The sequence below is a fragment of the Acinetobacter colistiniresistens genome, assembly GCF_024582815.1.
Lineage (GTDB): Bacteria > Pseudomonadota > Gammaproteobacteria > Pseudomonadales > Moraxellaceae > Acinetobacter.
This window is the reverse complement of sequence record NZ_CP102099.1, coordinates 1360737-1386236: the sequence shown is the minus strand read 5'-3', so window position 1 is coordinate 1386236 and position 25500 is coordinate 1360737. Positions and strand designations below refer to the sequence as shown.

Here is a 25500-nt window from a genome sequence, read left to right as displayed (position 1 = left end):
TCCCCTTGTCAAGTTTCATAACGCAGTTTAGAGAAGTTTTAGCCATAACCCTGAGCAAGAGCAAAGCCCTGCTTTAATTGCAGTACAAGGCGAAGCTCAAGGACAGGGATATTTTTGCCGTTACTGCGTTATATCTTGCTTACTTAGAATGACTAAGTTTCGCAAGGCATTCCTTGTACCGCCTAAAAAATTCCCACTGTCGCAATGAGAGCTATAGCTCGTAAAGTGAAATGGCCGCAGCCCCTATATGTTCTTGAATAAATAACATGAAGGTCTTGTATGTCGTCGAGCACTACGACGGCCACCCCAGAAGTGGCCAGTAATTCAAAAGTAAGGGTATTATTTGCCAGCCTTGTCGGTACCACGATTGAGTTTTTTGACTTTTATATCTATGCCACAGCTGCTGTTCTGATTTTTCCACATTTATTTTTCCCTGAAAGTAGCGATGGCGCTGCGGTACTCAAATCACTGGCAACCTTTGCCATCGCCTTTATTGCTCGTCCCATTGGTGCAGCACTCTTTGGACATCTTGGTGATCGGATCGGACGTAAAGCCACGCTGGTTGCAGCCTTGCTCACGATGGGAATTTCTACCGTGTGTATCGGTCTGCTTCCGACCTATGCACAAATTGGTCTCGCTGCCCCATTATTGCTTGCCCTATGCCGTTTAGGCCAAGGTTTAGGCTTAGGTGGTGAATGGAGTGGTGCCGTACTGCTTGCCACTGAGAACGCGCCAGAAGGCAAGCGCGCTTGGTATGGTATGTTCCCGCAATTAGGAGCGCCGCTTGGCTTCATCCTTGCTACGGGTTCATTTCTGTTACTGAATGCTTTTATGTCGGAACAAGCCTTTATGACCTGGGGCTGGCGTATCCCATTTATTGCCAGTGCAGCATTGGTCTTGATCGGTTTATACATTCGCTTAAAACTACATGAGACCCCAGCCTTCCAAAAAGTATTAAACAAGCAAAAAGAAGTGAATGTCCCTTTTAAAGAAGTCATGACCAAACACTTACCCATGCTGATTCTTGGCACCATTGCTGCCATTTGTACTTTCGTGGTGTTCTATCTGACCACTGTGTTCGCACTGAATTGGGGAACCACTAAACTTGGTTATGCACGGGGCGACTTCCTTGTGTTACAACTGGTGGCGACCCTATGTTTTGCCGCCTTTATTCCACTGTCGGCAATTTTGGCAGAAAAATTCGGTCGTAAAAATACGTCGATTGCGGTGTGTATTCTTTCTGCCCTATTCGGATTATGTTTTGCTCCGCTATTAGGTTCAGGTAGTCCAATTTTAGTGTTCTTGTTCCTGTGTATTGGTCTTTCGATTATGGGCCTAACCTATGGGCCAATTGGTACGGTCTTATCTGAGATTTTTCCAATTTCCGTCCGTTATACAGGTTCTGCATTAACCTTTAATCTGGCCGGTATTTTTGGAGCATCCTTTGCGCCCTACATTGCAACAAAATTGGCAGAAAGTTATGGGCTTGGTGCAGTTGGATTATATCTCAGTGTTGCTTCAATCCTCTCCCTGATTGCATTTTTAATGATTCGTGAAACCAAATATGAAGATGTAAATAATCATATTTAGAATCTTTATTCAGATGGTCTATACAATATCAATTTGGACCATCTGAATTACCATTTAAATCATCATTTTTATCTTATAAAGTTACATTTAGGATAGCATTCATCCAAATATTTTTTATGCTAAAATAATCGCCTTCATTTTTCTTAGACGATTGTGTTATGTACGCAGTGATTATCGTTGCCGTATTTTTAATCAGCTTTTTATATACCTATCTACGCGGTAAAGAGCGCTTAAAAGCATCTCGACAATTATTTGACCATTCGACATTTTTAGCGCCAATCAACATGTTTATGACTGGCTTTTCCAAGTTGCCAAACCAGCCTTTCTTCGATGTGGCGCAGTTTCCAGAACTCAAACCATTGCAAGATAACTGGCAAGTGATTCGTGAAGAAGCAATTCAGCTCCAGAATCAAATCAAAGCCTCTGAAAAAAATAATGATGCAGGCTTTAATACCTTTTTTAAACGAGGCTGGAAGCGCTTTTATCTGAAATGGTATCAAGACAGCCATCCCTCTGCGCAACAACTTTGCCCAAAAACAGTTGCTTTATTAGAAAGTATTCCTTCCGTCAAAGCGGCAATGTTTACTGAACTACCGTCTGGGAGTTATTTAGGTAAACATCGTGATCCCTATGCAGGTTCTGTCCGTTATCATCTTGGTTTGGTAACACCGAATAGCGATGATTGTTTTATTGAAGTCGATCAGGAACGCTATAGCTGGAGAGATGGCGAAGCCACCGTGTTTGATGAAACCTATGTGCACTGGGCAGAAAACAAAACTGATGAAACGCGTATTATCTTGTTCTGTGATATTGAGCGTCCAATGAAATGGGGCTGGGCACAGCGGTTTAATCACTGGTTTGGCCGCAATGTCATGTCTGCTGCAAGCTCGCCCAATGATGATCAAGACAAGACTGGTTTTATTAACCGTATTTTTAAATATGGTTATGCAGTACATCATTATGGCCGTGGCCTAAAAGAGCGTAACCGTCCGCTGTACTATGTGTCAAAATGGTTACTATTTGCCATCCTGATTGGCTTGATTTTGCTGCCAAGCCTTCTATAAGCTACTGTGTTTTCCATAAAAAAAGAGATGCTAATGCATCTCTTTTTTTATGGAAAACACACTGATGTTAATTTGCTTTTGCTGTTTGTGTACTTGTCTGGGCCGCAGCAGCATTCGCCGCTTGAACAGCTGCTTCACCAATGAGAGCAATCTTCGCCTTCTCTTGGCTTTGTGCTGACAATGCAGGGTTTGATGCCACAATACGGTTAATATTTGCTGAATTTGCAGGTGCAATAGCGGCTGTTTGCATTACGATTGGACGATTCTCAGTGTCACCCAAGGTATAGCGAATACCAGTACGTGGACTAATGACGGTGGTCACTTCACGTTTGACTTGTGCTTCAGCGGTATTACTACCCTTTGCTGCCAGTACTTTATCCACTGTTGTGGTTTGTGGCGCATCATCTGCAAATGCAAAACCCGATACTGCAACACTTGCCAAAATTAAAAGTTGTAATGGTTTTTTCATTGTCTTCCCGCTTTTAATGCGAACTCAATCAAGATCTCTAAGTGCAATTATGAAACTACAAAGCGTGCCTAGACTCAAGTAAATTCTCGTAAAAAAAGCAGAGCTTCATGCTCTGCTTTTTTATTTTAGCTCAACCTATGTCGCTGCCTAGATTTTGCCGTGACACTGCTTGTATTTTAAACCAGAACCACACGGGCAAGGTGCATTGCGGCTCTCAGGCACAGGGAATTCATTCGTATTGGCAAATCCTTCCGTTTCCTCAGAAATAGTCACTTCACCCGTTAAACCATCGACATCATCATGCTCAAATGAAAGGCGCATCGATTCCGCCTGACGTTGTTGCTGTGCTTCAAGTTCTGCCAATTCTTCTGCCGTCGGGACATGAACACGAGATAAATCCGTCACCACATCGGACTTGATCACACCCAACATATTTACAAACAAGTTAAAGGCTTCTTTCTTGTATTCTTGCTCAGGATTTTTCTGTGCGTAGCCACGTAAGTGAATCCCTTGACGCAAATAATCCATCGCAGCCAAATGATCTTTCCAATGACGATCCAGTGAGTTCAACATAAAGTGACGTTCAAGCATTGCTGCCGATTCATCACCCATTTGCTCACGACGTTGGCGATAGCGATTAATGACTTCATCAGAAATACGAGCCACTAAGCCTTCTTCATCCAAACGACGATCTTGGTCTAACCATTGCTGTACAGGAAGTTCGATACCTAAATCACTATGTAAGGCACTTTCCAGACCTTCAATATCCCATTGGTCATGAATCGACTCAGGTGGAATAAAGTTTGCAATCAAACCTTTCACCACTTCCTGATGCATTTCTTCGATATAGTCTTGAAGTGTGCTTTCAGCTAGAACTTCATCACGTTGTGAATAAATGATCTTACGCTGTTCGTTATTTACATCATCGTACTTCAACAAGTTTTTACGAATATCAAAGTTACGGGCTTCAACCTTACGCTGGGCGTTTTCGATTGAACGACTGACCATTTTATGTTCAATGGCTTCACTTTCTTGCAAGCCCATTGCACGCATCATGGCAACCACGCGATCACCCGCGAAGATACGCATCAAGTCATCTTCAAGTGATAGATAGAAGCGTGATACACCTGGGTCACCTTGACGACCTGCACGACCACGCAACTGGTTATCAATACGACGTGATTCATGACGCTCAGAACCAATGATATGTAAACCACCAGAACTTAAAACATCTTCGTGATCTTTTTCCCATTGCGCCTGTAAACGGGCTTCGTCTTCAGGGGTCGGGTTTTCAATTTTGGCAAGCTTGGCTTTCCAGTTACCACCCAGCAAGATATCGGTACCACGACCTGCCATGTTGGTGGCAATTGTTACCGCATTCGGACTACCCGCTTGCGCAATAATATCCGCTTCACGTTCGTGTTGTTTTGCGTTCAAGACTTCGTGATGAATACCAGCTTGTAGCAACTTAGAAGACAAGATTTCACTGGCTTCAATGGTTGCTGTACCAATCAAGATCGGTGCAACACCCTGCTGACGAATATTGGTAATTTCTTCAATAATCGCGGTGTATTTACCATTACGGTTTAGATAGATTAAATCGTTATGATCGACACGAACCATTGGACGGTGTGTTGGAATAATCACAACGTCTAAGCCATAAATTTCTTTCATTTCCGCAGCTTCAGTATCGGCAGTACCGGTCATCCCTGAAAGCTTTTTATACAGACGGAAATAGTTCTGGAAAGTTGTAGTTGCAAGGGTTTGGTTTTCAGGTTGAATTTCCATGTTTTCTTTGGCTTCAACCGCTTGATGCAGACCTTCAGACCAGCGACGACCTGGCATGGTACGACCCGTACTTTCATCCACAATAATGACTTCTTCTTTCTGCGTCTGTGGATTCACACCGATGATGTAATGCACATTCTTTTGATAAAGATAATGCGCACGAATTGCAGCGGTGACATGGTGTACCAAATTCAGGTTGGTTGCTGAATACAGGCTCTCACCCTCAGCCAACAAGCCCATTTCAATCAGTTTTTGTTCAACTGTTTCATAACCAACTTCAGTCATTTCAACTGAGCGTTGTTTCTCATCGACCCAGAAATGTCCGCCATCAGCCACTTTTTCTTCTTTCTGTGGACGTAATGTTGGAGGAATTCTGTTAATCAGCTGATAAAGATGAGATGAATCTTCACTTTGGCCTGAAATAATCAACGGCGTACGTGCTTCGTCAATCAAGATTGAGTCGACTTCATCGATGATGGCATAGCTTAAACCACGTTGCTTTTTCTCTTGCAGAGAAAACACCATGTTGTCACGAAGATAGTCGAAACCGAACTCGTTGTTGGTTCCGTAGGTAATGTCGGAAGTATAGGCTTGTGCTTTTTCATCTGGCATTTGCATCGAGTAAATCACCCCAATGCTAAGGCCTAAGAATTCGAATAATGGACGGTTTAACTCAGCATCACGTTGTGCCAAGTAGTCGTTCACGGTAATCACGTGAACACCCTGACCGCTCAATGCATTCAGATAACAGGCCAAAGTACCCATCAGGGTTTTACCCTCACCTGTACGCATTTCGGCAATCTTACCTTCGTGTAAGGTAATACCACCAATTAACTGCACGTCATAATGGCGCATGCCCATGACACGTTTTGCTGCTTCACGACACACCGCAAACGCTTCTGGCATTAATTTATCTAAACTTTCGCCATTGCTAAAACGCTGTTTGAATTCTGGAGTTTTTGCAGAGAGGTCTGCATCGTTAAGAGCAGATATCGTCGGTTCAAGCGCATTGATTTGTTCAACAATTTTACGCATGCGTTTGAGCTCACGCTCATTTTTTGTACCGAAGATACCTCCGATCAGACTTGCCAACATGAATAAACTCTCTAATCCTGTTTGTTATAAGGTTTGTCAATAACAACAAACCCTAGGTCGGTTAATTTTTTCTTAGCTGTTATTATGGAGTCAGAAATAAGAACTACAAGTGCTTTGCATTCAAACAGGCAAAAAAATCTGCGAGGCGATTCTGACGTCACATCACTAAAGATGCGTTAATGTAGCAAATTTGCATTTAACTTACATCGATTTGAATGTGAATTTCTGCTCATTTTTTAACAAGATCAATAATCAATATCTCAAAAGTTCATAATAAAATACAAAAACAATAATTTTATTTATAAAGTAGATCCTGCATATTGGAAGCAGATAGAAAACATAAAGAATGTATAGAGGACTGATCATGACATTACGTTTAGGCGATACCGCCCCGAATTTCCAGCAACAATCAAGCCAAGGCGACATTGATTTCTATGGCTTTTTAGGTGATAGCTGGGGAATCCTTTTTTCCCATCCTGCGGACTACACCCCAGTCTGTACCACCGAACTCGGCTACACTGCAAAGTTAAAAGATGAGTTTGACAAGCGCGGCGTAAAAGCCATTGCCCTTTCAGTGGATGATGTCGAATCACATAAAGGCTGGATTCAGGACATTAATGAAACACAAAATACCACAGTTAATTTCCCGATCATTGCCGACAAAGATCGCAAGGTGTCTGAACTATATGGATTTATTCACCCAAATGCCAGTGAGACCTTAACTGTACGTTCATTGGTGATTATTGATCCAAATAAAAAAGTGCGTTTGATTATTACCTATCCAGCTTCAACAGGTCGTAACTTTAATGAAGTGCTGCGTGTCGTCGACTCACTACAGTTAACCGATAACCACAAAGTGGCAACACCAGCGAACTGGCAGCAAGGTGAAGATGTGGTGATTGTGCCTTCATTGAAAGATGAAGAAGAAATCAAACAACGCTTCCCGAAAGGCTATAAAGCCGTCAAATCTTATCTAAGACTCACGCCCCAGCCTGAGTGAGGATCAAACGAGCAACGCTCGTTCCTGAGAAGCGACTGAAGCTTCGCAAGAAGTCGAACAGCTATGCTGTGAGTTAAGAAATTAAAGCGCAATCGCATCTGTAATAAATAAATCCAATCAAGATTGAATAACATGCATCTCAGCCTATTCTCTGAATAGGCTTTTTCTGTACCGCTTAAATTTATTTTGGTATTTTTTTAATCAATACGTTATAAGAATAATTCGATCCGCTACAGAATAAAAACAGCATCATGATCTATAACATTCACCATCTTCATTGCGGAAGTTTTTGTCCAGTCTGCGCTCCCCTGTTTGGACAAAAGGGCTGGAAAGCCCACTTGGTCTGCCATTGCCTCTTGGTTGAAACGGATCAAGGCTTGGTATTAATTGATACAGGCTTAGGTACACAAGATTATTTACATACCGAACAACGCTTAGGCCGTTTACTGAAACAATTCGGTTCGATTGTGCCGAACCTCAAACTGACCGCCATTCAGCAAATTCAGCAACTCGGTTTTAACCCAAGTGATGTCAGACATATTTTTGTGACTCATCTGGATTTTGACCATGCTGGTGGAATTTCCGATTTCCCCAATGCGACCATACATCTCTTAGCTGCGGAGTTTAATGCCACCCAATTACTCACAACTAAGGGAAAATTGCGCTATAAAACAGAACAATTTAAACAGCATCGTCATTGGAACTTTGCTGAACACAACGATGGCGAGCCATGGTTTAACCTGCAAAAAGTCCAAGGGCTTCCTTTATTTCACGATGAGATTTTAATGATTCCCCTAATCGGGCATACGGCTGGGCACTGTGGCATTGCGATCAAAAAAGTGGATGGTTGGATGTTATTTTGTGGTGATGCCTACTACACCCATCTGGAGCTCAATCCGAAAAATAAATTGAGAGCCCTCAACCTGACTGAACGTTTATTGGCTGAAGATAACCGACTGCGTTTGCACAACCTCAAACAGTTACAATATCTCGCTCAACAAGAGCCAAGCATTGAGTTAATTTGTGCGCATGATCCAGTCGAATTCAATCGTTATCAATAATATGAAAACAACGCTCATTACCGTTACGCTCATTTCAATACTTAGCTTAGGTGGATGTATGAAACATCCTAGCCTAGATGGTGAGCAACGTCCAAAAAACTGGGGAACGCTCATTTCACCAACGCATAATTTTTATCAAATTAGCAATGATGTGTTCCGCAGTGACCAACCCAGTAATGAATTGATCCCTATTTTGAAGAAATATAAAATTGAGACCGTCATTAATCTACGTTCTAGAAATGAAGATGCCAAAGTTTTAAAAGATCAACCTTTTAATCTGGTGCATATTCCCATTTATACTTGGGCGATCAATCGTGAAGACTTATTAGAAGCAATGCGTGCCATTCAAACGGCCAAACAAAATAATCAAAAAGTATTGGTACATTGCTATCACGGTTCTGATCGTACTGGGGCAACCATTGCCATGTACCGTATTATTTTTGAAAACTGGTCCATTGATGAGGCAGTGAAAGAAATGAAACAAGGTGGTTACGGCTTCCATGTGATCTGGAAAAACATTGATCCTTTATTCAGCCCTGAAAATGTAAAATGGATTCAACGACAACTGTCGAATCCATCTTCTTAGTCCACGAATCCAAAGAGTCTTACTTATCGCTGGTCAAGTGGAACCCAGTCAATCACCCAAGCCGATTTCATATTCAAGCTTTCATCAGAGGTAATCTTCTTACGGGTTGCATCCGCAATATCACGATCTTTGGCTGGGCCAACCATAATGCGAATTCCTTTCGAAGTCGGACTAGTAGTTACTTTATAGCCTTTAGCACGTAATTTAGACACCACAGCATCGGCATTGGCTTGGTTCGCAGCCAATGCGACTTGCACCATCCATTTCTTATCGCCATTTTCCATGAGATCACGTGCTTTTTCTGCTTCAGCCTTTTTCTCAGCTTCGGCTTTACGCTTGTCCTCTGCTGCTTTCTTGTCTGCTTCAGCTTTACGCTTGTCTTCTGCTGCTTTCTTGTCTGCTTCAGCCTTACGTTTTTCCTCTGCTGCTTTCTTCTCAGCTTCAGCCTTACGTTTGTCTTCCGCCGCTTTCTTATCAGCTTCAACCTTACGTTTTTCCTCTGCTGCTTTCTTCTCAGCTTCAGCCTTACGTTTGTCTTCGGCTAACTTCTTGTCAGTATCAGATTTCTGCTGATCATTTTTTTGCTGTTCAATTCGCTTCTTTTCATCGGCTTTACGTTTGTCTTCTGCAAGGCGCTGTGCCTTGGCTTTTTCATCTTCAACAAGCTCTGGTGGAATATTGTCTGAACTTTCCTGAGCCGCTGCTCGACGCGCGTTAATCGCCGCGTATTCCTCTGCCGCCTTACGTGCTGCCGCTGCTTCCGCTTGCTGCTGCATCTTTAAAAATTCAGCAGCACGTGCTTCTTGTTCTGCAACCGCTTTTTCACGCGAACGGCGTTGTTCTTCCAGCAAACGTTTTTCAGTTTCAACATCAACGGCCAAAGGCTGTAATGACACCATTTCACTGTCTTGAGCAGGCTGAGCTGTTTTCGGCTTAGACTCTGTTTTGGGAATCGGATGAGTAACGGGCGCGTGAGTCTGATCTTGCTCTATTTCTTGATTACCTTTCAGAAGTAATGCTGCCAATAAAACACCACCACCTAATAGAACAACGCCACCCATCCAGCGTTGCTTGTTATTCATCGACATTCTTCTAAATACTCCCAGACCGCTTCTAAAGTATGAAACGAACCACAGACTAAAATCAGCTGATTGTTATGACCTTGTTTCAGCGCAGTTTCAAACGCTTGCTGGATACTGCCAAACTCATACACCTGTTGCCCTTGCAATGCTTCTTGGATTTGCTGCACTGGAGCGGCTCTAGGCACATCTAAATTAGCAATAAACCAATCTTTTACTGTTGTTTTTAGTAAATCAGTGACCGAAGGAATGTCTTTATCAGCCAACATTGAAAATACAGCAACAACTTCTGTGTACTGTTTATTGTATTTTAAGAATTTTCGCAACTGCTTCAATAAAAATTCGACGCCATGTGCATTGTGGCCTGCATCAAAAATCACAGTTTTATCTTGAATCTGGCGTATTTCAAAACGGCCTTGCAAGCGAGCCTGTTGAATACCGGTGGTAATTGCTGCTTGAGAAACCTCAACTCCACTCACCAATACCGCAGCCACAGCAGTTGAAATATTTTCTAGCGCAAGCTGACCAACAGGAAGTTTTAAAGTTGTACCCGACGATGCAAATGACCATGTTTCGCCGTCATCATTGAGCTGATAAAAATAATCACGATCTAAGGCGTATAATTGCGCTTGGGCATCATTCACTTTATCTTGAATAGCTTGTGGAAGTTGCTGCTGCCCCGCAAATACCACTGGAATATTTGGACGGATAATGCCAGCTTTCTCAAATGCAATTTTTTCAACGGTATCACCCAACCAATCAACATGGTCTAAGCCAATGTTGGTAATCACGGCAATATCAGGGTCAATCACATTGACGACATCAAGACGGCCACCCAGACCAACTTCGAGTACCCAGACATCACATTGTTGTTGTTTAAAAATAACAAAAGCAGCCAACGTGGTTGCTTCAAAAAAAGAAAGACTTAATCCACATTCACGACGGGCCTGATCGACTAAAACAAACGCATCTACCAGACTTTGGTCATCGACCTCTGCACCTGCCAGCTTTACCCGTTCATTAAAACGGTAAATATGCGGTGATTGGTAAAGACCGACTTTATAACCTTGTGCATTTAAAATCGCAGCTAAAGTGGTTGTGGTTGAGCCTTTGCCATTGGTACCTGCAACAGTAAATACTTTGGCCGTAAGTTGCATTACATCCAACTTTTCAGCAACAGGAATAACGCGTTCTAAACCTAAATCAATGCCTGTAACGTGAACATGGCCCCAATAATCGAGCCATGTTGTTAATGTATCCGTTGAATGTGGAGCGTGCGGTCTCAAGGTAAGTTCATCAGTTTTGCAACAAGTCTGTATACAGTATCACGTAATGCATGACGATGAACAATTTGATCGACCACACCATGATCAAGCAAGTATTCTGCACGTTGGAATGGTTCTTCCAGTTTTTCACGCACAGTTTGTTCGATGACACGTTTGCCTGCAAAGCCAATCATGGCTTTCGGTTCAGCAATATGGACATCACCGAGCATGGCCAATGAAGCGGTCACGCCGCCATATACAGGATGAGTCAATACCACGACATAAGGAACACGGGCATCTTTCATTTTCTGGATTGCCGCAGCAGTACGCGCCATTTGCATCAAAGACAACATGCCTTCCTGCATACGTGCACCGCCCGAAGCAGCAAAACAGATCATCGGTTGATGTAAGGCAATCGCACGCTCAGCGGCTTGTACAAAACGGTCACCAACCACAGTTCCCATTGAACCTGCCATAAAATCAAACTCAAAGGCACACGCAATGAGATCTAGACCTTTTAAAGAGCCCTGCATCACCACAAGTGCTTCGGTTTCATCGGTTTTGTCTTGTGCTTCACGAATACGATCTGGATAAGGTTTGCTATCTACAAACTTTAAGGGATCTTTGGCTCCAAACTCTTGACCTAGCTCAGCGTTGACCTGATCAAAGAACCAGTTCAAACGATCGCGCGCACGCATATGTAAGTGCTCATCGCACTGTGGACACACATAGGCATTAAATGACATTGCAGTACGTGTCACTAATGCATGGCATTCTGGACACTCAATCGTTGGCTCAGTAAAGGTCGCTTTGAATGTCTGCTGTTGATCTGCAACCTGAATACCAGGGACATGACGTTCCGTCCAAGGTGTTGAAGGGTTAAGGACCTTCCCTGATGTTAATTCTTGACTCATACTAACTCATCGAGCGCAGCTCGAAGCTCCTTCACTTTATTCACCGTCTGTTGCGCAGCTTGATCGGCTGGCAATGTCGCAAAAGATTTAACGAAAGCACTTCCTACAATCACGGCATCAGCAACCTGACCCATCGCTTTTGCAGACGCTGCATCACTAATTCCAAAACCGACGCCCACTGGCACATTGGTCTTAGACTTAATTTTTGCAATACGTGCTGCAGCTTCGGAGGTATCTAGAGTGGCTGCACCAGTGACACCTTTCAGTGACACGTAGTAAACAAAGCCACTGGCTTGATTGACCACATGCTGGATACGTTGATCGGTTGAGGTTGGCGCAAGCAAGAAGATCTGATCCATTCCATTTTGTTTAAGAACTTCACCTAATTGTTCTGACTCTTCTGGCGGCAAGTCCACCAAAAGTACACCATCAACACCACAGTCTTTCGCATAAGCCACAAACTTGTCATAACCAATCACTTCGACAGGATTTAAATATCCCATCAAAACAACAGGTGTCGTTTGATCTTTTTCACGAAAGGCTTTCACCATATCCAATGCATCTAAAGTACTGGTTCCACCTGCCAAAGCACGCTCAGCGGCTAAAGCAATCACAGGACCATCTGCCATTGGGTCAGAAAATGGGAGCCCCAGTTCAATGACATCAACCCCTGCGTCCACCATTTGATGGAGTAAAGGAACAGTCACCTGTGGATGCGGATCACCTGCCATCACATAAGAAACAAGCGCTTTACGTTGCTGAGATTTAAGCTGTTCAAAACGAGTGGCAAGACGTGACATAGGATTATGCTTTCCTTGATTTATATAAATTGAGGAGTTGTTTGTAGTCATACAAAAACACTGCATTGTAACGCTATTTTTTGTTCATTGAACAGAGTTTGACGTGATTGCGACCGTGAATCTTGCGACTTACAACGCCTCGTGTACATTTATCTATATTTTGAGTTTTTTCTCAATGATCAAAGCTTCCTAATTTCAGGCTGATTACATGACATTTTAGAAATCGGCCAAGCTCCTTTATACTAGCCGCAATTTTTAAGTTTTCTTTTTATTTTTTATGTCTGCCCACTCTCAGGAAAAAGTACAAAGCAGTGCTCTTGCTTTGCTACCGCTATTGGTATTTTTGATCATCTTTCTCGGGAGTGGTGTCTATCATTCAATGATCGGGACAGAATTTGCCTTTTATCAGGTCAAAGCACCTGTAGCCGCGATTCCAGCCGTTATTTTAGCTTTGCTACTATACAAACAAAAACTCAATGCAGCCATTGAAGAATTCCTAGAAGGTGCCAGTCATCCCAATCTGATTTTAATGTTTATGGTGTTTATGCTGGCAGGAGCTTTTGCCAGTGTTTCCAGTGCCATTGGCAGTGTCGATGCAACCGTACAGTTAGGGCTGTCACTGATTTCGCCAGAATTTGTGTTACCCATGCTGTTTATCATTGCTGCGTTTATTGCGACCGCAATGGGAACCTCTATGGGCACCATTGCAGCCTGTGCCCCCATTGCCTTTGGTTTCGCCCAAGCCACAGATATTGCACCCGTCTATGCGATTGGTGCAGTCGTCGGCGGCGCCATGTTTGGCGATAACTTATCCATGATTTCAGATACCACCATTGCTGCAACCCGTAGCCAGAATGTTGAACTTCGAGATAAATTCAGGGTCAATGTCTGGATTGCACTTCCTGCCGCGATCATGACCTTGTTGGTCTATATCTTCATGAGTCATGAAGCAGAAGCGATTCAATCCAAGCCCTATGATATTTGGCTGATTCTGCCTTATGTCGTGGTATTTTTTCTTGCTTTTACCCGTTTACATGTATTAGCAGTGCTGATGATCGGCGTGATTTTATCCGGCTTGATGGGACTGATTGAAAAGCCAGATTTTGACCTGCTTAAACTGAACAGTGCAATTTATGATGGCTTTGTTGGCATGTTTGAAGTGGCATTACTTTCCATGTTGCTGGGTGGACTATCTGCCTTGATGCAAAAAGAAGGTGGTTTGCAGTGGCTGATCCAACGCATCTATGCTATTACTCGCCTATTCAAATTTGGCAAACAACGTGCTGGTGAGCTGGGCATCAGCTTTCTGGTGGTCTTTTCGAATTTATTTGTGGCCAACAATACCGTTGCGATTATTTTATCGGGTGATATGGCACGTGAAGTGGCGAAAGAATATGGGGTAGATCCAAAACGTAGTGCCGCATTACTGGATATTTTTTCTTGTGTCATTCAGGGGATTATCCCTTACGGCGCGCAGCTGCTTTTGGCCTGCTCGATTGCCAAACTGTCACCTGTTGAATTGATTAGCAATATTTATTATTGCTGGATTCTTGCGGTTTGTGCAGTGCTTGCCATTGTCTTTAATTATCCACGCCTCAAAACACGTTAAAATAATACAGCGTGTTATAAGTTCTTTATTCATCTGTTGAAATTAACAATGATCATAAGGACGTCCCTCCTAGTTCTCATCGTATTCTAGGATATGCCTTCGGCGAGTTACTTTGGTTTAGCCCAAAGTAACCAAAGGCATCCGTCATCCACATGAGGAGCGATTGAAGCTCCGCAAGGTTCATTTCTTACTTGCGTTTCACCAAAGCTTTAGTCGCTTTGGCTTACTCAGGTTGTGGATGACATTTCCGCGTATCACATTTCATACCATAATTTAAATCAAGCCTAGCGCTATATTTAAAATCTAAAGAGATTTTAAAAACTGCTTAGGCGTAACTCCTGTCCAACGCTTAAATGCCCGTCCAAACGCACTCTGATCAGCATAATTCAACCGCTCCGCAATCTCAGAAAAAGACTTCCCTTGCTGCAAATACAGCTTGCTCTGTTCCAAGCGATACTGATCCAGCACATCCTGAAAATTCAGTTCAAAGGCTTTAAGCTGACGTTGTAAAGTCCGTTCCGAACAATGCAGGCGTTTCGCGACATAACGCTGCAACAGCTCTTCCTGCTGCAATACACCTTGCTCAATAAAGGCATGTATTTTCTGACGAAATTGCTGCTGTTGAACTTCAAAAGAACTAACACTGTTCAATGACTGCTGTGCTTGAGTCGATAACACATGGTTCAGTTGCTGATCTGCGGCAATACTCTTTGCCTTTAAAATCTGATTGGAAAAGCGAATGGCATACTGTCCTTGCTGAATTTGGATCGGACAGCCATAAAATTTCTCAAAATGATAAAGTGCTGTATGCGGTGCATAGCCAAATTGAATAATCTGTGGTGGCACTAAAGCATCTTGCACAATCGACTGCGCAATTTTAAAGATCAAGGCCAGATTAAGCTCATACATTTCCCGATAGTCGCTATAGGATGCGCTCCAAATAATTTGAATATATTCAGGATACTGTTGTACATCAAGCTGTTCTAAATTGGTTTGTTTAAACACCAAAGAATAATAACGTTGCAATAATTGCAATGCTTGCTGCAAGTCAATACTGGTCGATGCCAAATAGCCCATCAATCCCAAATCTTGTAGATTGGCATGTTCAGCCAGCACCAAAGTAATCGGACGAGTGAAGTGCGGCTGAGCGGCCTGTAGTAGTAAGGCATAGCGTTCGACATCAAAGTCTTTTTCATCTGGATTTTCTAAACAGGCTTGAAAGGCTTGCCAAAGCTCAGGTGCAACAACTTTAGACAAATCAACTTGTTCCTGTTGTAGTACGCGATTAAACAAACGCAGATATCCGATTATTATTTTAACTGACATACGCCAATCTCATCCCGATCTGTCGTTATTTGTATAAAACTTGGCTGTAACTGTCAAAACATTTCATCGGAGTTTTTCCATACTGAGTACATGAAGAAAAACAAGGAATAGTCACGATGAATGCACATGTTTCCTATCAAGTTGATCCGGTAGTCAGAACCAAACTGGACTTCCATCTCGATCAAGCACCACGCTTCTGGTTTGGAGGTGATCCGTTCCGCACCCGTATGTTTGATGCTTTAAGCCTGACCTTTCCTGATGGCGAGCGTTATTTTATTGAATGTGTCCGTTTATTCCGCGACAAAATTGATGATCCAGACTTGCAGGAACGTGTGGCTGATTTTATTCGTCAGGAAGCGCAACATGGTCTTGCCCATGACAAAATGAACCAGATCATGAAAGATCAGGGCATGCCTGTAGAACAGTTCACTGCCCGCTTAAAGAAAATCTTTCGATTTGAACTGAAAAATCGCTCTCCTCAATACAACATTGCCATGACTGCAGCAGCCGAGCATCTAACTGCACTGATGGCCGATACCTTTTACAGTAAAAAAGCAACATTGGCCGAAGCAGATCCTTTTGTCCGTGCACTTTTTGCCTGGCATGCGATTGAAGAAATGGAACATCGGGATGTGGCTTTTGATGTAATGCGAGAAGTTGGCGAAGTGCCTGAAACAACTCGTCGTTTTGCCTTGGTCTTTACTACCGTGATGATGTTTGGTTTTACCCTGTATCGTACTGATGTAATGCTCAAAACCGATGGTTTCAACTTAAGACAACGTTTTGATATGGCACGTAAAGGCTTGCCGTGGTTCTTTGGCCGTAACGGTATTTTAACCGCAAAAAGAGCGCAATATCGTGACTGGTTTAAAAAAGATTTTCATCCGAATCAGCATCCGGTGATTCGCCAATACGATGTCTGGATTGACACTTTGGCCAAAACCAATGATCCGATTGCCGCAGGTGAGGCTTTTTGGCAAGCAGGGCTTTAAATCACTTCCTTAAAAAATCCCCTTTCGATTGAGGGGATTTTTATTTTCGTTATTACCACTTCGCATAATGTTGTTCTAACAAACCATATTGGCTATCTAATACCACTAATTCGACTTGGTCATGCGCAATCGTCCCACTGACTTTGGCCTGCCATTGATTAAACTGACTGCCAATTAGGCGCAAGTTAATATTTTCAAAACGGCACCAACCTGTTTCTACCATCAAGTTTAAACAGCCACCTAATGAGCGAATCGACCAAGTATTTTCATTTTGCTGTTCGAATAGCACATCGGTTAAAGGATACAAACGCCCGTTGACCCACAAGGCATTTTCATTACCAAAACTTTCATTCACTCCTGAAGCAAGGTTCAATCCAATCCGACGATCCTGCGCATCACGGAACTGGCAAGACAACCAAAACCAAGCCGTTTCAGGACGTAGGAAACCACAGGTATCGTCTAATGCAGCAAGACTATGCGCATTGAATTCAATCTGTTGTTGATCAGGACTCATAAAGAATCCTTCAACTGCCAGCGTGGTTTGCTTCTGGGTATAGGTCCAGCCATTAATGCCCGTCGGACTACATAAACTGAGTGCGTCGGTACCTGCGCAAAAAATCCGTGCTTTTAACTGAATTTCACCATGTTTGGTGACTTGGATATAACGCACGCCATTGGCATGCTGCATATCGAATTGATAAGCCGATTTTTTAAAAGAGCTTTGACTAAATAAAGGCTGTTCATCCAGTTGTGTTTTTAATGCCAGTGGCTGAATTGCATTCCATTCAATCACTTTTTCAGACTGATGATCATAGACATAGAAAAAGCCATGACCCGCCCAGGATAGATCGACAATTGCGACACCTATACTGTAATTTGCGTGCTGCAAACCACAGAATTTAAATTTCTTATATTTAAGTTGTTTGCGCCAGCCTTTGAGTATCTGACCATAAGGCGTTTTATAGACATAGTCATCCAAGTTAATACGAGAAGGTACTTGCTCAAAACGTCCATAACGCGGTTGACCATTGGCTTGTATTAAATCCATTTTATATTCCATGATTGCGAGGTCGCATCTACGCCCATAATAGACTGTAAGTGATCAAATTTACTACTATTTCTATATAAAGAAGTGCAACTTAATTCACATTCCCCCGATAAATCCAAGCGATTAATAAACTTCTTTAGCTCATAATTTCATCAAAGATTCATACAGAAGTTTTATTTTAAAAAACAATCTTATACCACTCGATCAAAAAACATGACGACTCAACGACTCTTAAAAGCAAATGTACTCTGTCTCATGATGCTGGCTTTAACGGCGTGTAATGACGACAATGATAATAACCAGACACCGACCGTTGAACGCAAAAATCAAAGTATCAACATCCTTGCCTTCAATGATTTTCACGGCAATTTAGAGCCACCAAAACGCTTTATTGAAGCCGATGATCCAAGTGATAACAGCAAAACAGTACGTATCCCAGTCGGAGGGGTCAGTTATTTTGCCGATGCCATCAAAAAACTACGCGCGCAATATCCAAACAATGCCGTCGTGTCAGCAGGTGACTTGATTAGCGCCTCTCCACTCACTTCCTCTCTGTTCCTAGATGAACCCACCATTGAAACCATGAATGACATTCAGATTGATTTCAATGCAGTGGGAAATCATGAGTTTGACCGAGGAACAGATGAATTACGTCGTTTGCAAAATGGTGGCTGTCAGCAGTACACCAGTGCCAAACCTTGTCAAATCAATCCAAAATTCGAGGGTGCAAAGTTTAATTTCTTGGCAGCCAATGTCTCGATGAAGGCTGATCCAAAGAAAACCTTGTTCCCTGCCTATAAAGTCAAAACTTATGGCGGTATTCCAGTTGCCTTTATCGGGATGACCTTGAAAGCTACGCCAAGTATCGTATCGGCGGCAGGAATCAAAGATGTCGACTTTCAGGATGAAGCGGATACCGTCAATGCCTTAATTCCTGAATTAAAGAAACAAGGAATTGAAGCGATTGTAGTTGTCGTGCACGAAGGTGTTGCCCCAAGTACTAAATTTAATAAGAAGACTTGCGATGGTTTAAGTGGCCCACTACTCGGTATTTTGGATCGCCTAGACCCTGCGGTTGACGTGGTGGTTTCAGGTCATACCCATCAATCATATATTTGTGATTACGCGACCAAGAATCCACAAAAACCATTCTTGCTGACTTCTGCGGGGCAATATGGCACGATTATTACCAATATTCAGTTAGAACTGGATGGCAAAACAGGTCATGTGATTAAAAAAGATGCCAAACAAGTCCCTGTTCAAAGTGAAGCCTATAGCTCTGGCGCAACCACAGTAAACTTGACCAATCTGTATGAGAAATTTAATAAAACGCCAAGCATTGAAGCGATTTTAGATAAATATCGTCAAGCAGTCACCACCATTTCAGCACGTGTGGTCGGCACAGCCAACGGTGTTATTAATCGTAATGCAACCGAAAGCGGTGAAAGTGCACTGGGTAATTTAATTGCCGATGCGCAACAAGCGATGGCTTTGAGTGCAAGTAATCAAGGTTCAGACTTTACCCTGATGAACCCAGGCGGTGTACGTGCCGATTTATTGGTGAACAGTAGCAACCAGATTACTTTTGGCGATGTTTTTACTGTACAGCCCTTCGGCAACTCGATTGTCACGGTCAGCCTGACAGGCAAACAAATTCGTGATGTGTTAGAACAACAATGGTCAGGTGCCAATACTGGAACAGTACGTATCTTGCAACCATCGAAAGAGCTCAGTTATTCCTATAAGAAAGACAGCTCGGTTTCACCACGTGCCAGCAATATTTTAGTTGCAGGACAAGCGTTAAATGACAGCAAGGTCTATCGAGTTACGGTAAATAGTTTCCTTGCCGATGGTGGTGATAACTTTACCGTCTTAAAAGAAGGGAAAAATCCAGTTGGTGGTGGGCAGGATATTGATGCGTTAGAGAAATATGTCGCTCAATATTCTCCACTAACTGCACCCAAAACAGATCGAATCAAAGTAATTCCTTGATTACACATAGAATAAAAAACAGGGAAGCCTTTGCCTCCCTGTTTTTCACTACTCGTTTAAATATATTTGAACTTTGAATAACCAAGACACTGAATTAGGCGTCATCATCACTTGCCGGTTCAGACTCCTGCTCGTCGCTATCATGATTTTCTAATTTATTTTCAGCAATTTTTGCAGCTTCATAGCCAGCAAAAGCACTTGCCGCTTTTTCTAGAAAACCCGCATCTGGATCCAATTTATCGACACCTTGTTCAGCGACAATCGCACCCGCAATTTTACCTACTTCATCTAACAGACCCATTTTTATTACTCCAAAGAGTTTTATTTGAGTTTTAAGTCTAATCGGACGAATTGTAAATAGTGCTACAAAAAAGTTGCAATTTGAGAGTGCTATATACGAGATTGGCAACGTTTTATAATTTTTTCTTAAAGTTAAGCTTTCGTTAAGAAGGATCAAATCGGTAAATAGGTATTTTCCCAAATGGTGGGGTTAAACTCGCCTTGAACCAAATGAATATAACGCCCTGCAACATGATCAATCGGGAGACAGTCATCCACATCGATCACACGATCGGTATGCGGCTTATGCCAATCCACCCCAATAAACTGCTTACCTAGCTGTTTTGCAATTATAGCATCTGTTGCAACAACCAAGTGATAATGATGCAACTCACCAAAGATGTCCGCTGAATATCCCCCCAGATTAATCAAATAGAGCTTTTCATCCGAGGCAGAAGGCGCTGCATCAGAAAACAGAATTTGATAATTCACACCTTGCGATTGCACACCTGAAATCTGTGCCCAAGCATCGATATGTAAACCGTTGGCTTCACCAAACCAAGCTTGTTTGAGCTGTGGAATTACCTCTTGCAAAGATGTGCCTATTGCGATTACCACATCATGCACTTCAGTATTGGCTCTTGCATGCCGACCACCCAACATCACCACAAACAAACTTGGCATCGTAAAGACCTACATATCAACCATTTCAACGCCATCAATACGTGCAACCGTCATCAAGTCCTTATCACCACGACCTGAAACTGTTGCAATAATGATTTGATCTTTTGACATGGTTGGCGCAAGTTTAGTGACATAGGCCATTGCATGTGAGCTTTCAAGTGCAGGAATAATCCCTTCAATCTTGGTCAAATCACGGAAACCTTGTAAGGCTTCATCATCGTTGATTGGCACATATTCAACACGGTTCATGTCTTTTAGGAAACTGTGCTCAGGACCAACACCTGGATAATCCAAACCTGCCGAAATACTGTGAGTTTCAATGATCTGGCCTTGCGCATCCGACATCAAGTAAGTACGGTTACCATGTAATACTCCCACATGACCTGCATTTAATGGTGCAGAATGTTTACCTGTTTCAATGCCATAGCCTGCTGCTTCAACACCATACATTTTCACATCCTGATCATTCAGGAACGGATAGAACAGGCCCATCGCATTTGACCCCCCCCCCACACAAGCGACTAAAGCATCTGGCAAGCGCCCTGCTTGTTCTTGAATTTGACGGCGCGCTTCACGTCCAATAATCGATTGGAAATCACGAACCAATTGTGGATATGGATGCGGACCAGCCACGGTACCAATCACATAGTAAGTACTATCAACATTGGTGACCCAGTCACGCATTGCTTCGTTCATGGCATCTTTCAATGTTTTTGAACCACTTTGTACAGGTACCACCGTCGCACCCAGCAAACGCATACGATAGACATTCATGGCCTGACGTTTCACGTCTTCAGCGCCCATGTACACCACGCATTCCATTCCTAAACGCGCCGCAATCGTTGCCGTCGCCACACCATGTTGACCCGCACCAGTTTCCGCAATGATACGCTTCTTACCCGACAGCTTTGCCAATAATGCCTGACCAATGGTGTTATTAACTTTATGCGAACCGGTATGGTTCAGGTCTTCACGTTTCAGGTAAATTTGCGCACCGCCGAGGTGCTGAGACCATCGTTCAGCATAATACAGCGGACTAGGACGACCAACATAGAAGGCAAGATCACGGTCAAATTCAGCCAAGAATTGAGCATCATTCTTCATACGACCATAAAGACTTTCGAGGTCTTCAAGTGCAGCCATCAGCGTTTCTGATACAAAACGTCCACCATGAATACCGAAATGCCCTTGCGCATCTGGAAACTGGGTGTAGTCAATCACTTGATTTTTTTGACTAAGGCTTTGCTGATCCACGTTGGACTCCTTGCATAAATTTTTCAATCAGTTGTTGGTCTTTTATACCTTTTGCGGATTCGACGCCTCCGCTGACATCCACAGCAAATGCCGCTGTAGTATCAATAGCTTCACTGACATTTTCAGGGGTTAAGCCCCCTGCCAAGATGAGTGGAATTTCAAGTTGTGGAAATTGGTTCCAGTCAAAACTGTGCCCTGTGCCACCTTTCAATTCAGGATGCCATGCATCCAACAGCACGGCACTGGCACCTGTGGACTGATAACGTTGAATTTCAGCCACCACATTCAGGTCTGGTTTAACCTGAATGGCCTTATACCAGCGACGTTTGCATTGTGATGCAATTTGTTGGCATTGTTCAGGTGTTTCATCACCATGTAGTTGTAATACATCCAAAGGAACTGAATCAAGCACCGTCTGTATTTCTTTAGCGCTGGCATTTACAAATAAGCCAACCAACTGTACGTAGGGCGGCACCAGCTCTGCCAAGGTTTTTGCCTGCTCAATGCTGACATGACGTGGGCTCGGTGGAAAGAAGACAAAGCCAATCGCATCTGCACCTGACTCGACAACGGCATAGATATCTTGTGCTCGGGTAATTCCACAAATCTTGGCGCGGGTTCGCATTTGGCTTTGGCACATGAGCTGTCCAATTTAAACTGAATATTTTTGAAACTTTGGCATTGTAATGCAATTTGACCCACTTTGGGCAAAGTTCATTCGGAATTGCAATTGTTTAAAAAACGTTAACACTTTATACTTTGCGTAATCTTGCAACAAGTCTAAAGCAAATTCTTTTGCTTATAGGGAAGTTGGTGAAATTCCGACACTGCCCTCGCAACGGTAACATCGAATCACTCATCTCAGCTCAACGCCAAATCACTGCATCGGTATGATGTGGGAAGATGATGAGTAACATCATTTATTTAATGATTATAGTGAAGTCCGGAGACCTGCTTGTTGTTTATTTCCACATTATCATTCACGACGGGTGAATGTCTGGAGTACGCATGTCTACTGCTTTTCAACCAACGCGTTTAGTTGGGGCTATCGCTATTGCGATGGGGTTTTCTTCACCAGCTTTTGCTCAAGATCAATCAAGCGATAAAACTGCAACGCTAGATACGATTGTTGTGACAGCATCAAAAACACCTGAATCAATTAAAAATGTGCCTGCAAGAATCAATGTAATTGATGCGAAAACCATTCATCAAAACCCAATTTCAAACCTCTCTGATCTTATTCAGCTTGATCCTTCTGTTTATGTAAAACAATCAGGTGGTATCGGGCAAATTTCAGAACTCTCTTTACGAGGCACATCACCAGCGCAAACACTAGTCTTACAAGATGGTGCTCGTCTAAACAATCAAAATAACTTATCCCCTTTATTTTCAGCTTTTTTAGATACGTCACATATTCAACAAATTGAAGTACTCAAAGGCCCTGCCTCTGTGCAATATGGCAGTGATGCAATTGGTGGTGTAATTAATATGATTACAATCACACCAGAAAAAACTGGAGCACAACTCACAGGCATCTATGGAGAAAATAATACTTATAAAACCTTAGTAAGTGCTGATTATGTCGATGCTTCTGGTTTTTATGCACAAATCGGTGGACAACGTCTCGAATCTGATGGGACATCAATTTTAAATATCCAAAATAAAAATGAAAAAGCAGGTTTTGATCAAAAAGGTTACTACACAAAAGTCGGTTATTATCAAAAAGATCAAATCGACACGAGCCTTGAAATCAATCAAAACCAAGGTCGCAGCATTTACTACAACTACAATATGAATGTAAACAATGCAGTACGTGACTTTAAGAATCAGGTCATCAATGCCAAAGCAGCATATGTATTAAATTCTGATTTCACTTTAAATGCTCGTTACTCAAATATTCGAGATCAACAGAAAATTCCAACAGATAAGTCTTATTATAATACTGAAAGCAATGAAGGAGATCTAAGCCTGAAATGGAATCTTTTACCTCATCAAAATGTTTTATTTGGGGTAAATTATCTTGATTCTGAATATGAAACACCAAGCATTAAAGATAAGAAACAAAGCATTGATTCTGTTGGCTATTATTTACAACATCAATACCAAGATAATGGTATCAGTACACAGGTCGGTGTTCGTGTAGAAGATAATGAACGTTTCGGTACGCATACAGTAGGGCAAGCAGCTATTCGTTATCAGCTACTCCCTCTAACGAGTGTTTATGCCAACATTGGTTCAGCCTTTAGAGCCCCTTCTCTGAATGAAATGTATACACAATGGGGTGGGAATACCGAACTTAAACCTGAAAAAAGCACGTCATATGAAATTGGCTTTGATCAAAAGTTAAATTATGGTTTAAGTGCGGGCTTATCTGCCTATTATACTGAAATTGATAATCTAATTACTTATACCTGTATTGCAACTTGTGACGGAGATTGGGTTTCAACTTTCCCTGTTTCAAAGAATATCAACATTAATAAAGCAAAGATTACGGGTGGTGAATTTAACCTGAAATGGTCAAATGATATCTACTACATCAACACACAATATGCCTATGCGCGTAGTATAAACGATGAAACTGATCGTGATATTGCTTATCGCCCTCGTCAGCGTTTAACCCTAACCGCTGGCTATGAATATGATAATGTCGGGATCAATGCTTCTGTCATCGCACGTGGTAAAGCAAATTCAAGTCAGACCAGCAGTGCCAATCAAGTACCAGGTTCTGCTACTGTGGATCTGAATGCTTATTGGAACATTAATCCAAATGTGAAAGTATTTACCAACATCCAAAATATCGGTGATGTACGCAATCAGGAAGTTTATAATTTTGGTTCTTGGTACATCAACGGCGGTCGCCTAGCTTCTGCGGGTGTCACATTCCGTTATTAATTGCGTGATAAAATCATAAAAAATATTTTCTTAACTCCAGTTTCGGGGTAATGTTCTGACCGACATTATCCCCTTTTTATTTTCAGGATCAGAGAAACAGCACTATGGGACATCGTTTAAGTAAAATCTATACCCGTACAGGTGACTCAGGCACAACTGGCCTAGGGGATGGCTCACGCGTTGCCAAAGATGATTTACGCATTGCAGCTTTAGGCGATGTCGATGAACTCAATGCCACCATTGGCGTGCTTCGTGCACAAATCAGTGCCAGCCAAGTTGCAGATAAAGCACGTTGGGACAAAAGTTTAAGTCTGATCCAACACTGGCTATTCGATTTAGGCGGTGAGGTGTGTATTCCAAACTATCATTTACTGCAGCCCGTATGCATTGATTTTCTTGAAAAAGAAATCGACCACATGAATGAATCGCTGCCGATGTTAAAAGACTTCATTTTACCATCAGGCACTTTAGCTTGTAGTTATGCACATCAAGCTCGTGCAATGTGCCGTCGTGCAGAACGTGCTTTATTGTCAGTACATCATCGTGACCAAAATATTCAGGCAACCGCATTACAATTACTCAATCGATTATCGGACTGGCTGTTTGTTGCTTCACGTGCCTTACAACGTGCTGAAGGTGGTAACGAAGTGTTGTGGCAAAAGAATATTAATGACAGTATCGATCAAGCATAATCATTTGTTGGATAGATAAAG

General features: G+C 42.5%; 22 protein-coding genes and 1 riboswitch. Of the genes, 10 read left to right on the top strand and 12 right to left on the bottom strand.

Annotation, left to right across the window (positions count from 1 at the left end; genetic code table 11):
* Positions 1-279: 279 nt before the first annotated feature.
* Positions 280-1590, top strand: coding sequence for an MFS transporter (locus tag NQU59_RS06700; protein WP_005244166.1), 1311 nt, complete (start codon positions 280-282; stop codon positions 1588-1590).
* A gap of 158 nt (positions 1591-1748) precedes the next feature.
* Positions 1749-2654: a lipid A hydroxylase LpxO gene (gene lpxO, locus NQU59_RS06695; RefSeq protein WP_005244168.1), complete on the top strand. Its 906-nt coding sequence runs from the start codon at positions 1749-1751 to the stop codon at positions 2652-2654.
* Positions 2655-2721: 67 nt separating this feature from the next.
* Here the strand turns inward: lpxO and NQU59_RS06690 are convergent, their stop codons facing one another.
* Both NQU59_RS06690 and secA read right to left on the bottom strand, forming a co-directional pair.
* A complete protein-coding gene (locus tag NQU59_RS06690; protein ID WP_005244170.1) occupies positions 2722-3123 on the bottom strand; it encodes a hypothetical protein in 402 nt (133 codons plus the stop codon).
* Between the two features lie 147 nt (positions 3124-3270).
* Positions 3271-6006, bottom strand: coding sequence for a preprotein translocase subunit SecA (gene secA / locus NQU59_RS06685; protein WP_257065372.1), 2736 nt, complete (start codon positions 6004-6006; stop codon positions 3271-3273).
* A 364-nt stretch (positions 6007-6370) separates the two neighbouring features.
* Between secA and NQU59_RS06680 the strand changes: the two genes are divergently transcribed.
* From NQU59_RS06680 to NQU59_RS06670, 3 genes are all read left to right on the top strand, one after another.
* Positions 6371-7006, top strand: a complete 636-nt coding sequence (locus NQU59_RS06680) for a peroxiredoxin (protein WP_257065371.1) — start codon at positions 6371-6373, stop codon at positions 7004-7006.
* 251 nt (positions 7007-7257) lie between these two features.
* Positions 7258-8067 (top strand): MBL fold metallo-hydrolase, encoded by an 810-nt coding sequence (locus NQU59_RS06675; RefSeq protein WP_005244173.1) that lies wholly within the window; start codon positions 7258-7260, stop codon positions 8065-8067.
* Between the two features lies 1 nt (position 8068).
* Positions 8069-8653 carry a dual specificity protein phosphatase family protein gene (locus NQU59_RS06670; protein ID WP_257065370.1) on the top strand — a complete coding sequence of 195 codons (585 nt, stop codon included), beginning with the start codon at positions 8069-8071 and terminating at the stop codon, positions 8651-8653.
* Positions 8654-8676: 23 nt separating this feature from the next.
* Here the strand turns inward: NQU59_RS06670 and NQU59_RS06665 are convergent, their stop codons facing one another.
* From NQU59_RS06665 to trpA, 4 genes are read right to left on the bottom strand one after another with little or no spacing between them, the layout of a single operon-like run.
* A complete protein-coding gene (locus NQU59_RS06665) occupies positions 8677-9741 on the bottom strand; it encodes an SPOR domain-containing protein (RefSeq protein ID WP_257065369.1) in 1065 nt (354 codons plus the stop codon).
* On the bottom strand, positions 9732-11018 hold the full coding sequence (gene folC, locus NQU59_RS06660) for a bifunctional tetrahydrofolate synthase/dihydrofolate synthase (protein ID WP_257065368.1): 1287 nt from the start codon (positions 11016-11018) through the stop codon (positions 9732-9734). The genes NQU59_RS06665 and folC overlap by 10 nt, the downstream gene beginning before the upstream one ends.
* A complete protein-coding gene (gene accD / locus NQU59_RS06655; protein ID WP_005244181.1) occupies positions 11015-11911 on the bottom strand; it encodes an acetyl-CoA carboxylase, carboxyltransferase subunit beta in 897 nt (298 codons plus the stop codon). The genes folC and accD overlap by 4 nt, the downstream gene beginning before the upstream one ends.
* A complete protein-coding gene (gene trpA, locus NQU59_RS06650; protein ID WP_257065367.1) occupies positions 11908-12711 on the bottom strand; it encodes a tryptophan synthase subunit alpha in 804 nt (267 codons plus the stop codon). The genes accD and trpA overlap by 4 nt, the downstream gene beginning before the upstream one ends.
* Before the next feature lie 277 nt (positions 12712-12988).
* On the opposite strand from trpA, the gene NQU59_RS06645 reads away from it, so the two are divergent.
* Positions 12989-14320: a Na+/H+ antiporter NhaC family protein gene (locus NQU59_RS06645; RefSeq protein WP_257065366.1), complete on the top strand. Its 1332-nt coding sequence runs from the start codon at positions 12989-12991 to the stop codon at positions 14318-14320.
* Positions 14321-14623: 303 nt separating this feature from the next.
* Here NQU59_RS06645 and NQU59_RS06640 read toward each other — a convergent pair whose 3' ends face one another.
* On the bottom strand, positions 14624-15646 hold the full coding sequence (locus tag NQU59_RS06640; protein ID WP_005244190.1) for an AraC family transcriptional regulator: 1023 nt from the start codon (positions 15644-15646) through the stop codon (positions 14624-14626).
* Between the two features lie 116 nt (positions 15647-15762).
* Between NQU59_RS06640 and NQU59_RS06635 the strand changes: the two genes are divergently transcribed.
* Positions 15763-16638 carry a metal-dependent hydrolase gene (locus NQU59_RS06635; RefSeq protein ID WP_005244192.1) on the top strand — a complete coding sequence of 292 codons (876 nt, stop codon included), beginning with the start codon at positions 15763-15765 and terminating at the stop codon, positions 16636-16638.
* A 52-nt stretch (positions 16639-16690) separates the two neighbouring features.
* On the opposite strand, the gene NQU59_RS06630 is transcribed toward NQU59_RS06635, so the two are convergent.
* Positions 16691-17686: a DUF2804 domain-containing protein gene (locus NQU59_RS06630; protein WP_005244193.1), complete on the bottom strand. Its 996-nt coding sequence runs from the start codon at positions 17684-17686 to the stop codon at positions 16691-16693.
* 213 nt (positions 17687-17899) lie between these two features.
* Here NQU59_RS06630 and NQU59_RS06625 point away from each other — a divergent pair, with 213 nt between their 5' ends.
* The gene (locus NQU59_RS06625; RefSeq protein ID WP_005244195.1) at positions 17900-19678 is read left to right on the top strand and encodes a bifunctional metallophosphatase/5'-nucleotidase; all 1779 of its coding nucleotides are present in this window, start codon (positions 17900-17902) and stop codon (positions 19676-19678) included.
* Positions 19679-19772: 94 nt separating this feature from the next.
* Here the strand turns inward: NQU59_RS06625 and NQU59_RS06620 are convergent, their stop codons facing one another.
* The 4 genes from NQU59_RS06620 to NQU59_RS06605 form a co-directional block, all read right to left on the bottom strand.
* Positions 19773-19979, bottom strand: a complete 207-nt coding sequence (locus tag NQU59_RS06620; protein WP_005244197.1) for a hypothetical protein — start codon at positions 19977-19979, stop codon at positions 19773-19775.
* A 152-nt stretch (positions 19980-20131) separates the two neighbouring features.
* Entirely contained in the window at positions 20132-20641 is a 510-nt protein-coding gene (locus NQU59_RS06615; RefSeq protein WP_005244199.1) for a DUF1543 domain-containing protein, read from the bottom strand.
* Between the two features lie 9 nt (positions 20642-20650).
* Positions 20651-21895 (bottom strand): tryptophan synthase subunit beta, encoded by a 1245-nt coding sequence (gene trpB / locus NQU59_RS06610; protein ID WP_005244201.1) that lies wholly within the window; start codon positions 21893-21895, stop codon positions 20651-20653.
* Positions 21876-22535 (bottom strand): phosphoribosylanthranilate isomerase, encoded by a 660-nt coding sequence (locus NQU59_RS06605; RefSeq protein WP_257065365.1) that lies wholly within the window; start codon positions 22533-22535, stop codon positions 21876-21878. The genes trpB and NQU59_RS06605 overlap by 20 nt, the downstream gene beginning before the upstream one ends.
* A 119-nt stretch (positions 22536-22654) precedes the next feature.
* Positions 22655-22868: riboswitch (cobalamin riboswitch) on the top strand.
* A gap of 35 nt (positions 22869-22903) precedes the next feature.
* On the opposite strand from NQU59_RS06605, the gene NQU59_RS06600 reads away from it, so the two are divergent.
* Positions 22904-24787, top strand: a complete 1884-nt coding sequence (locus NQU59_RS06600) for a TonB-dependent receptor plug domain-containing protein (RefSeq protein ID WP_257065364.1) — start codon at positions 22904-22906, stop codon at positions 24785-24787.
* A gap of 104 nt (positions 24788-24891) precedes the next feature.
* A complete protein-coding gene (locus NQU59_RS06595) occupies positions 24892-25479 on the top strand; it encodes a cob(I)yrinic acid a,c-diamide adenosyltransferase (RefSeq protein WP_005244207.1) in 588 nt (195 codons plus the stop codon).
* Positions 25480-25500: the final 21 nt, after the last annotated feature.

Bases quoted from the DNA above. Each gene is read 5' to 3' on its own strand.
- NQU59_RS06605 (WP_257065365.1), bottom strand. From the start codon at position 22,535: ATGTGCCAAAGCCAAATGCGAACCCGCGCCAAGATTTGTGGAATTACC.
- NQU59_RS06645 (WP_257065366.1), top strand. From the start codon at position 12,989: ATGTCTGCCCACTCTCAGGAAAAAGTACAAAGCAGTGCTCTTGCTTTG.
- NQU59_RS06670 (WP_257065370.1), top strand. From the start codon at position 8,069: ATGAAAACAACGCTCATTACCGTTACGCTCATTTCAATACTTAGCTTA.
- NQU59_RS06640 (WP_005244190.1), bottom strand. From the start codon at position 15,646: ATGTCAGTTAAAATAATAATCGGATATCTGCGTTTGTTTAATCGCGTA.
- NQU59_RS06700 (WP_005244166.1), top strand. From the start codon at position 280: ATGTCGTCGAGCACTACGACGGCCACCCCAGAAGTGGCCAGTAATTCA.
- NQU59_RS06635 (WP_005244192.1), top strand. From the start codon at position 15,763: ATGAATGCACATGTTTCCTATCAAGTTGATCCGGTAGTCAGAACCAAA.
- NQU59_RS06600 (WP_257065364.1), top strand. From the start codon at position 22,904: ATGTCTACTGCTTTTCAACCAACGCGTTTAGTTGGGGCTATCGCTATT.
- NQU59_RS06665 (WP_257065369.1), bottom strand. From the start codon at position 9,741: ATGTCGATGAATAACAAGCAACGCTGGATGGGTGGCGTTGTTCTATTA.
- lpxO (WP_005244168.1), top strand. From the start codon at position 1,749: ATGTACGCAGTGATTATCGTTGCCGTATTTTTAATCAGCTTTTTATAT.
- NQU59_RS06595 (WP_005244207.1), top strand. From the start codon at position 24,892: ATGGGACATCGTTTAAGTAAAATCTATACCCGTACAGGTGACTCAGGC.
- NQU59_RS06630 (WP_005244193.1), bottom strand. From the start codon at position 17,686: ATGGATTTAATACAAGCCAATGGTCAACCGCGTTATGGACGTTTTGAG.
- NQU59_RS06690 (WP_005244170.1), bottom strand. From the start codon at position 3,123: ATGAAAAAACCATTACAACTTTTAATTTTGGCAAGTGTTGCAGTATCG.
- NQU59_RS06680 (WP_257065371.1), top strand. From the start codon at position 6,371: ATGACATTACGTTTAGGCGATACCGCCCCGAATTTCCAGCAACAATCA.
- NQU59_RS06675 (WP_005244173.1), top strand. From the start codon at position 7,258: ATGATCTATAACATTCACCATCTTCATTGCGGAAGTTTTTGTCCAGTC.
- NQU59_RS06625 (WP_005244195.1), top strand. From the start codon at position 17,900: ATGACGACTCAACGACTCTTAAAAGCAAATGTACTCTGTCTCATGATG.
- trpA (WP_257065367.1), bottom strand. From the start codon at position 12,711: ATGTCACGTCTTGCCACTCGTTTTGAACAGCTTAAATCTCAGCAACGT.
- NQU59_RS06615 (WP_005244199.1), bottom strand. From the start codon at position 20,641: ATGCCAAGTTTGTTTGTGGTGATGTTGGGTGGTCGGCATGCAAGAGCC.
- accD (WP_005244181.1), bottom strand. From the start codon at position 11,911: ATGAGTCAAGAATTAACATCAGGGAAGGTCCTTAACCCTTCAACACCT.
- NQU59_RS06620 (WP_005244197.1), bottom strand. From the start codon at position 19,979: ATGGGTCTGTTAGATGAAGTAGGTAAAATTGCGGGTGCGATTGTCGCT.
- secA (WP_257065372.1), bottom strand. From the start codon at position 6,006: ATGTTGGCAAGTCTGATCGGAGGTATCTTCGGTACAAAAAATGAGCGT.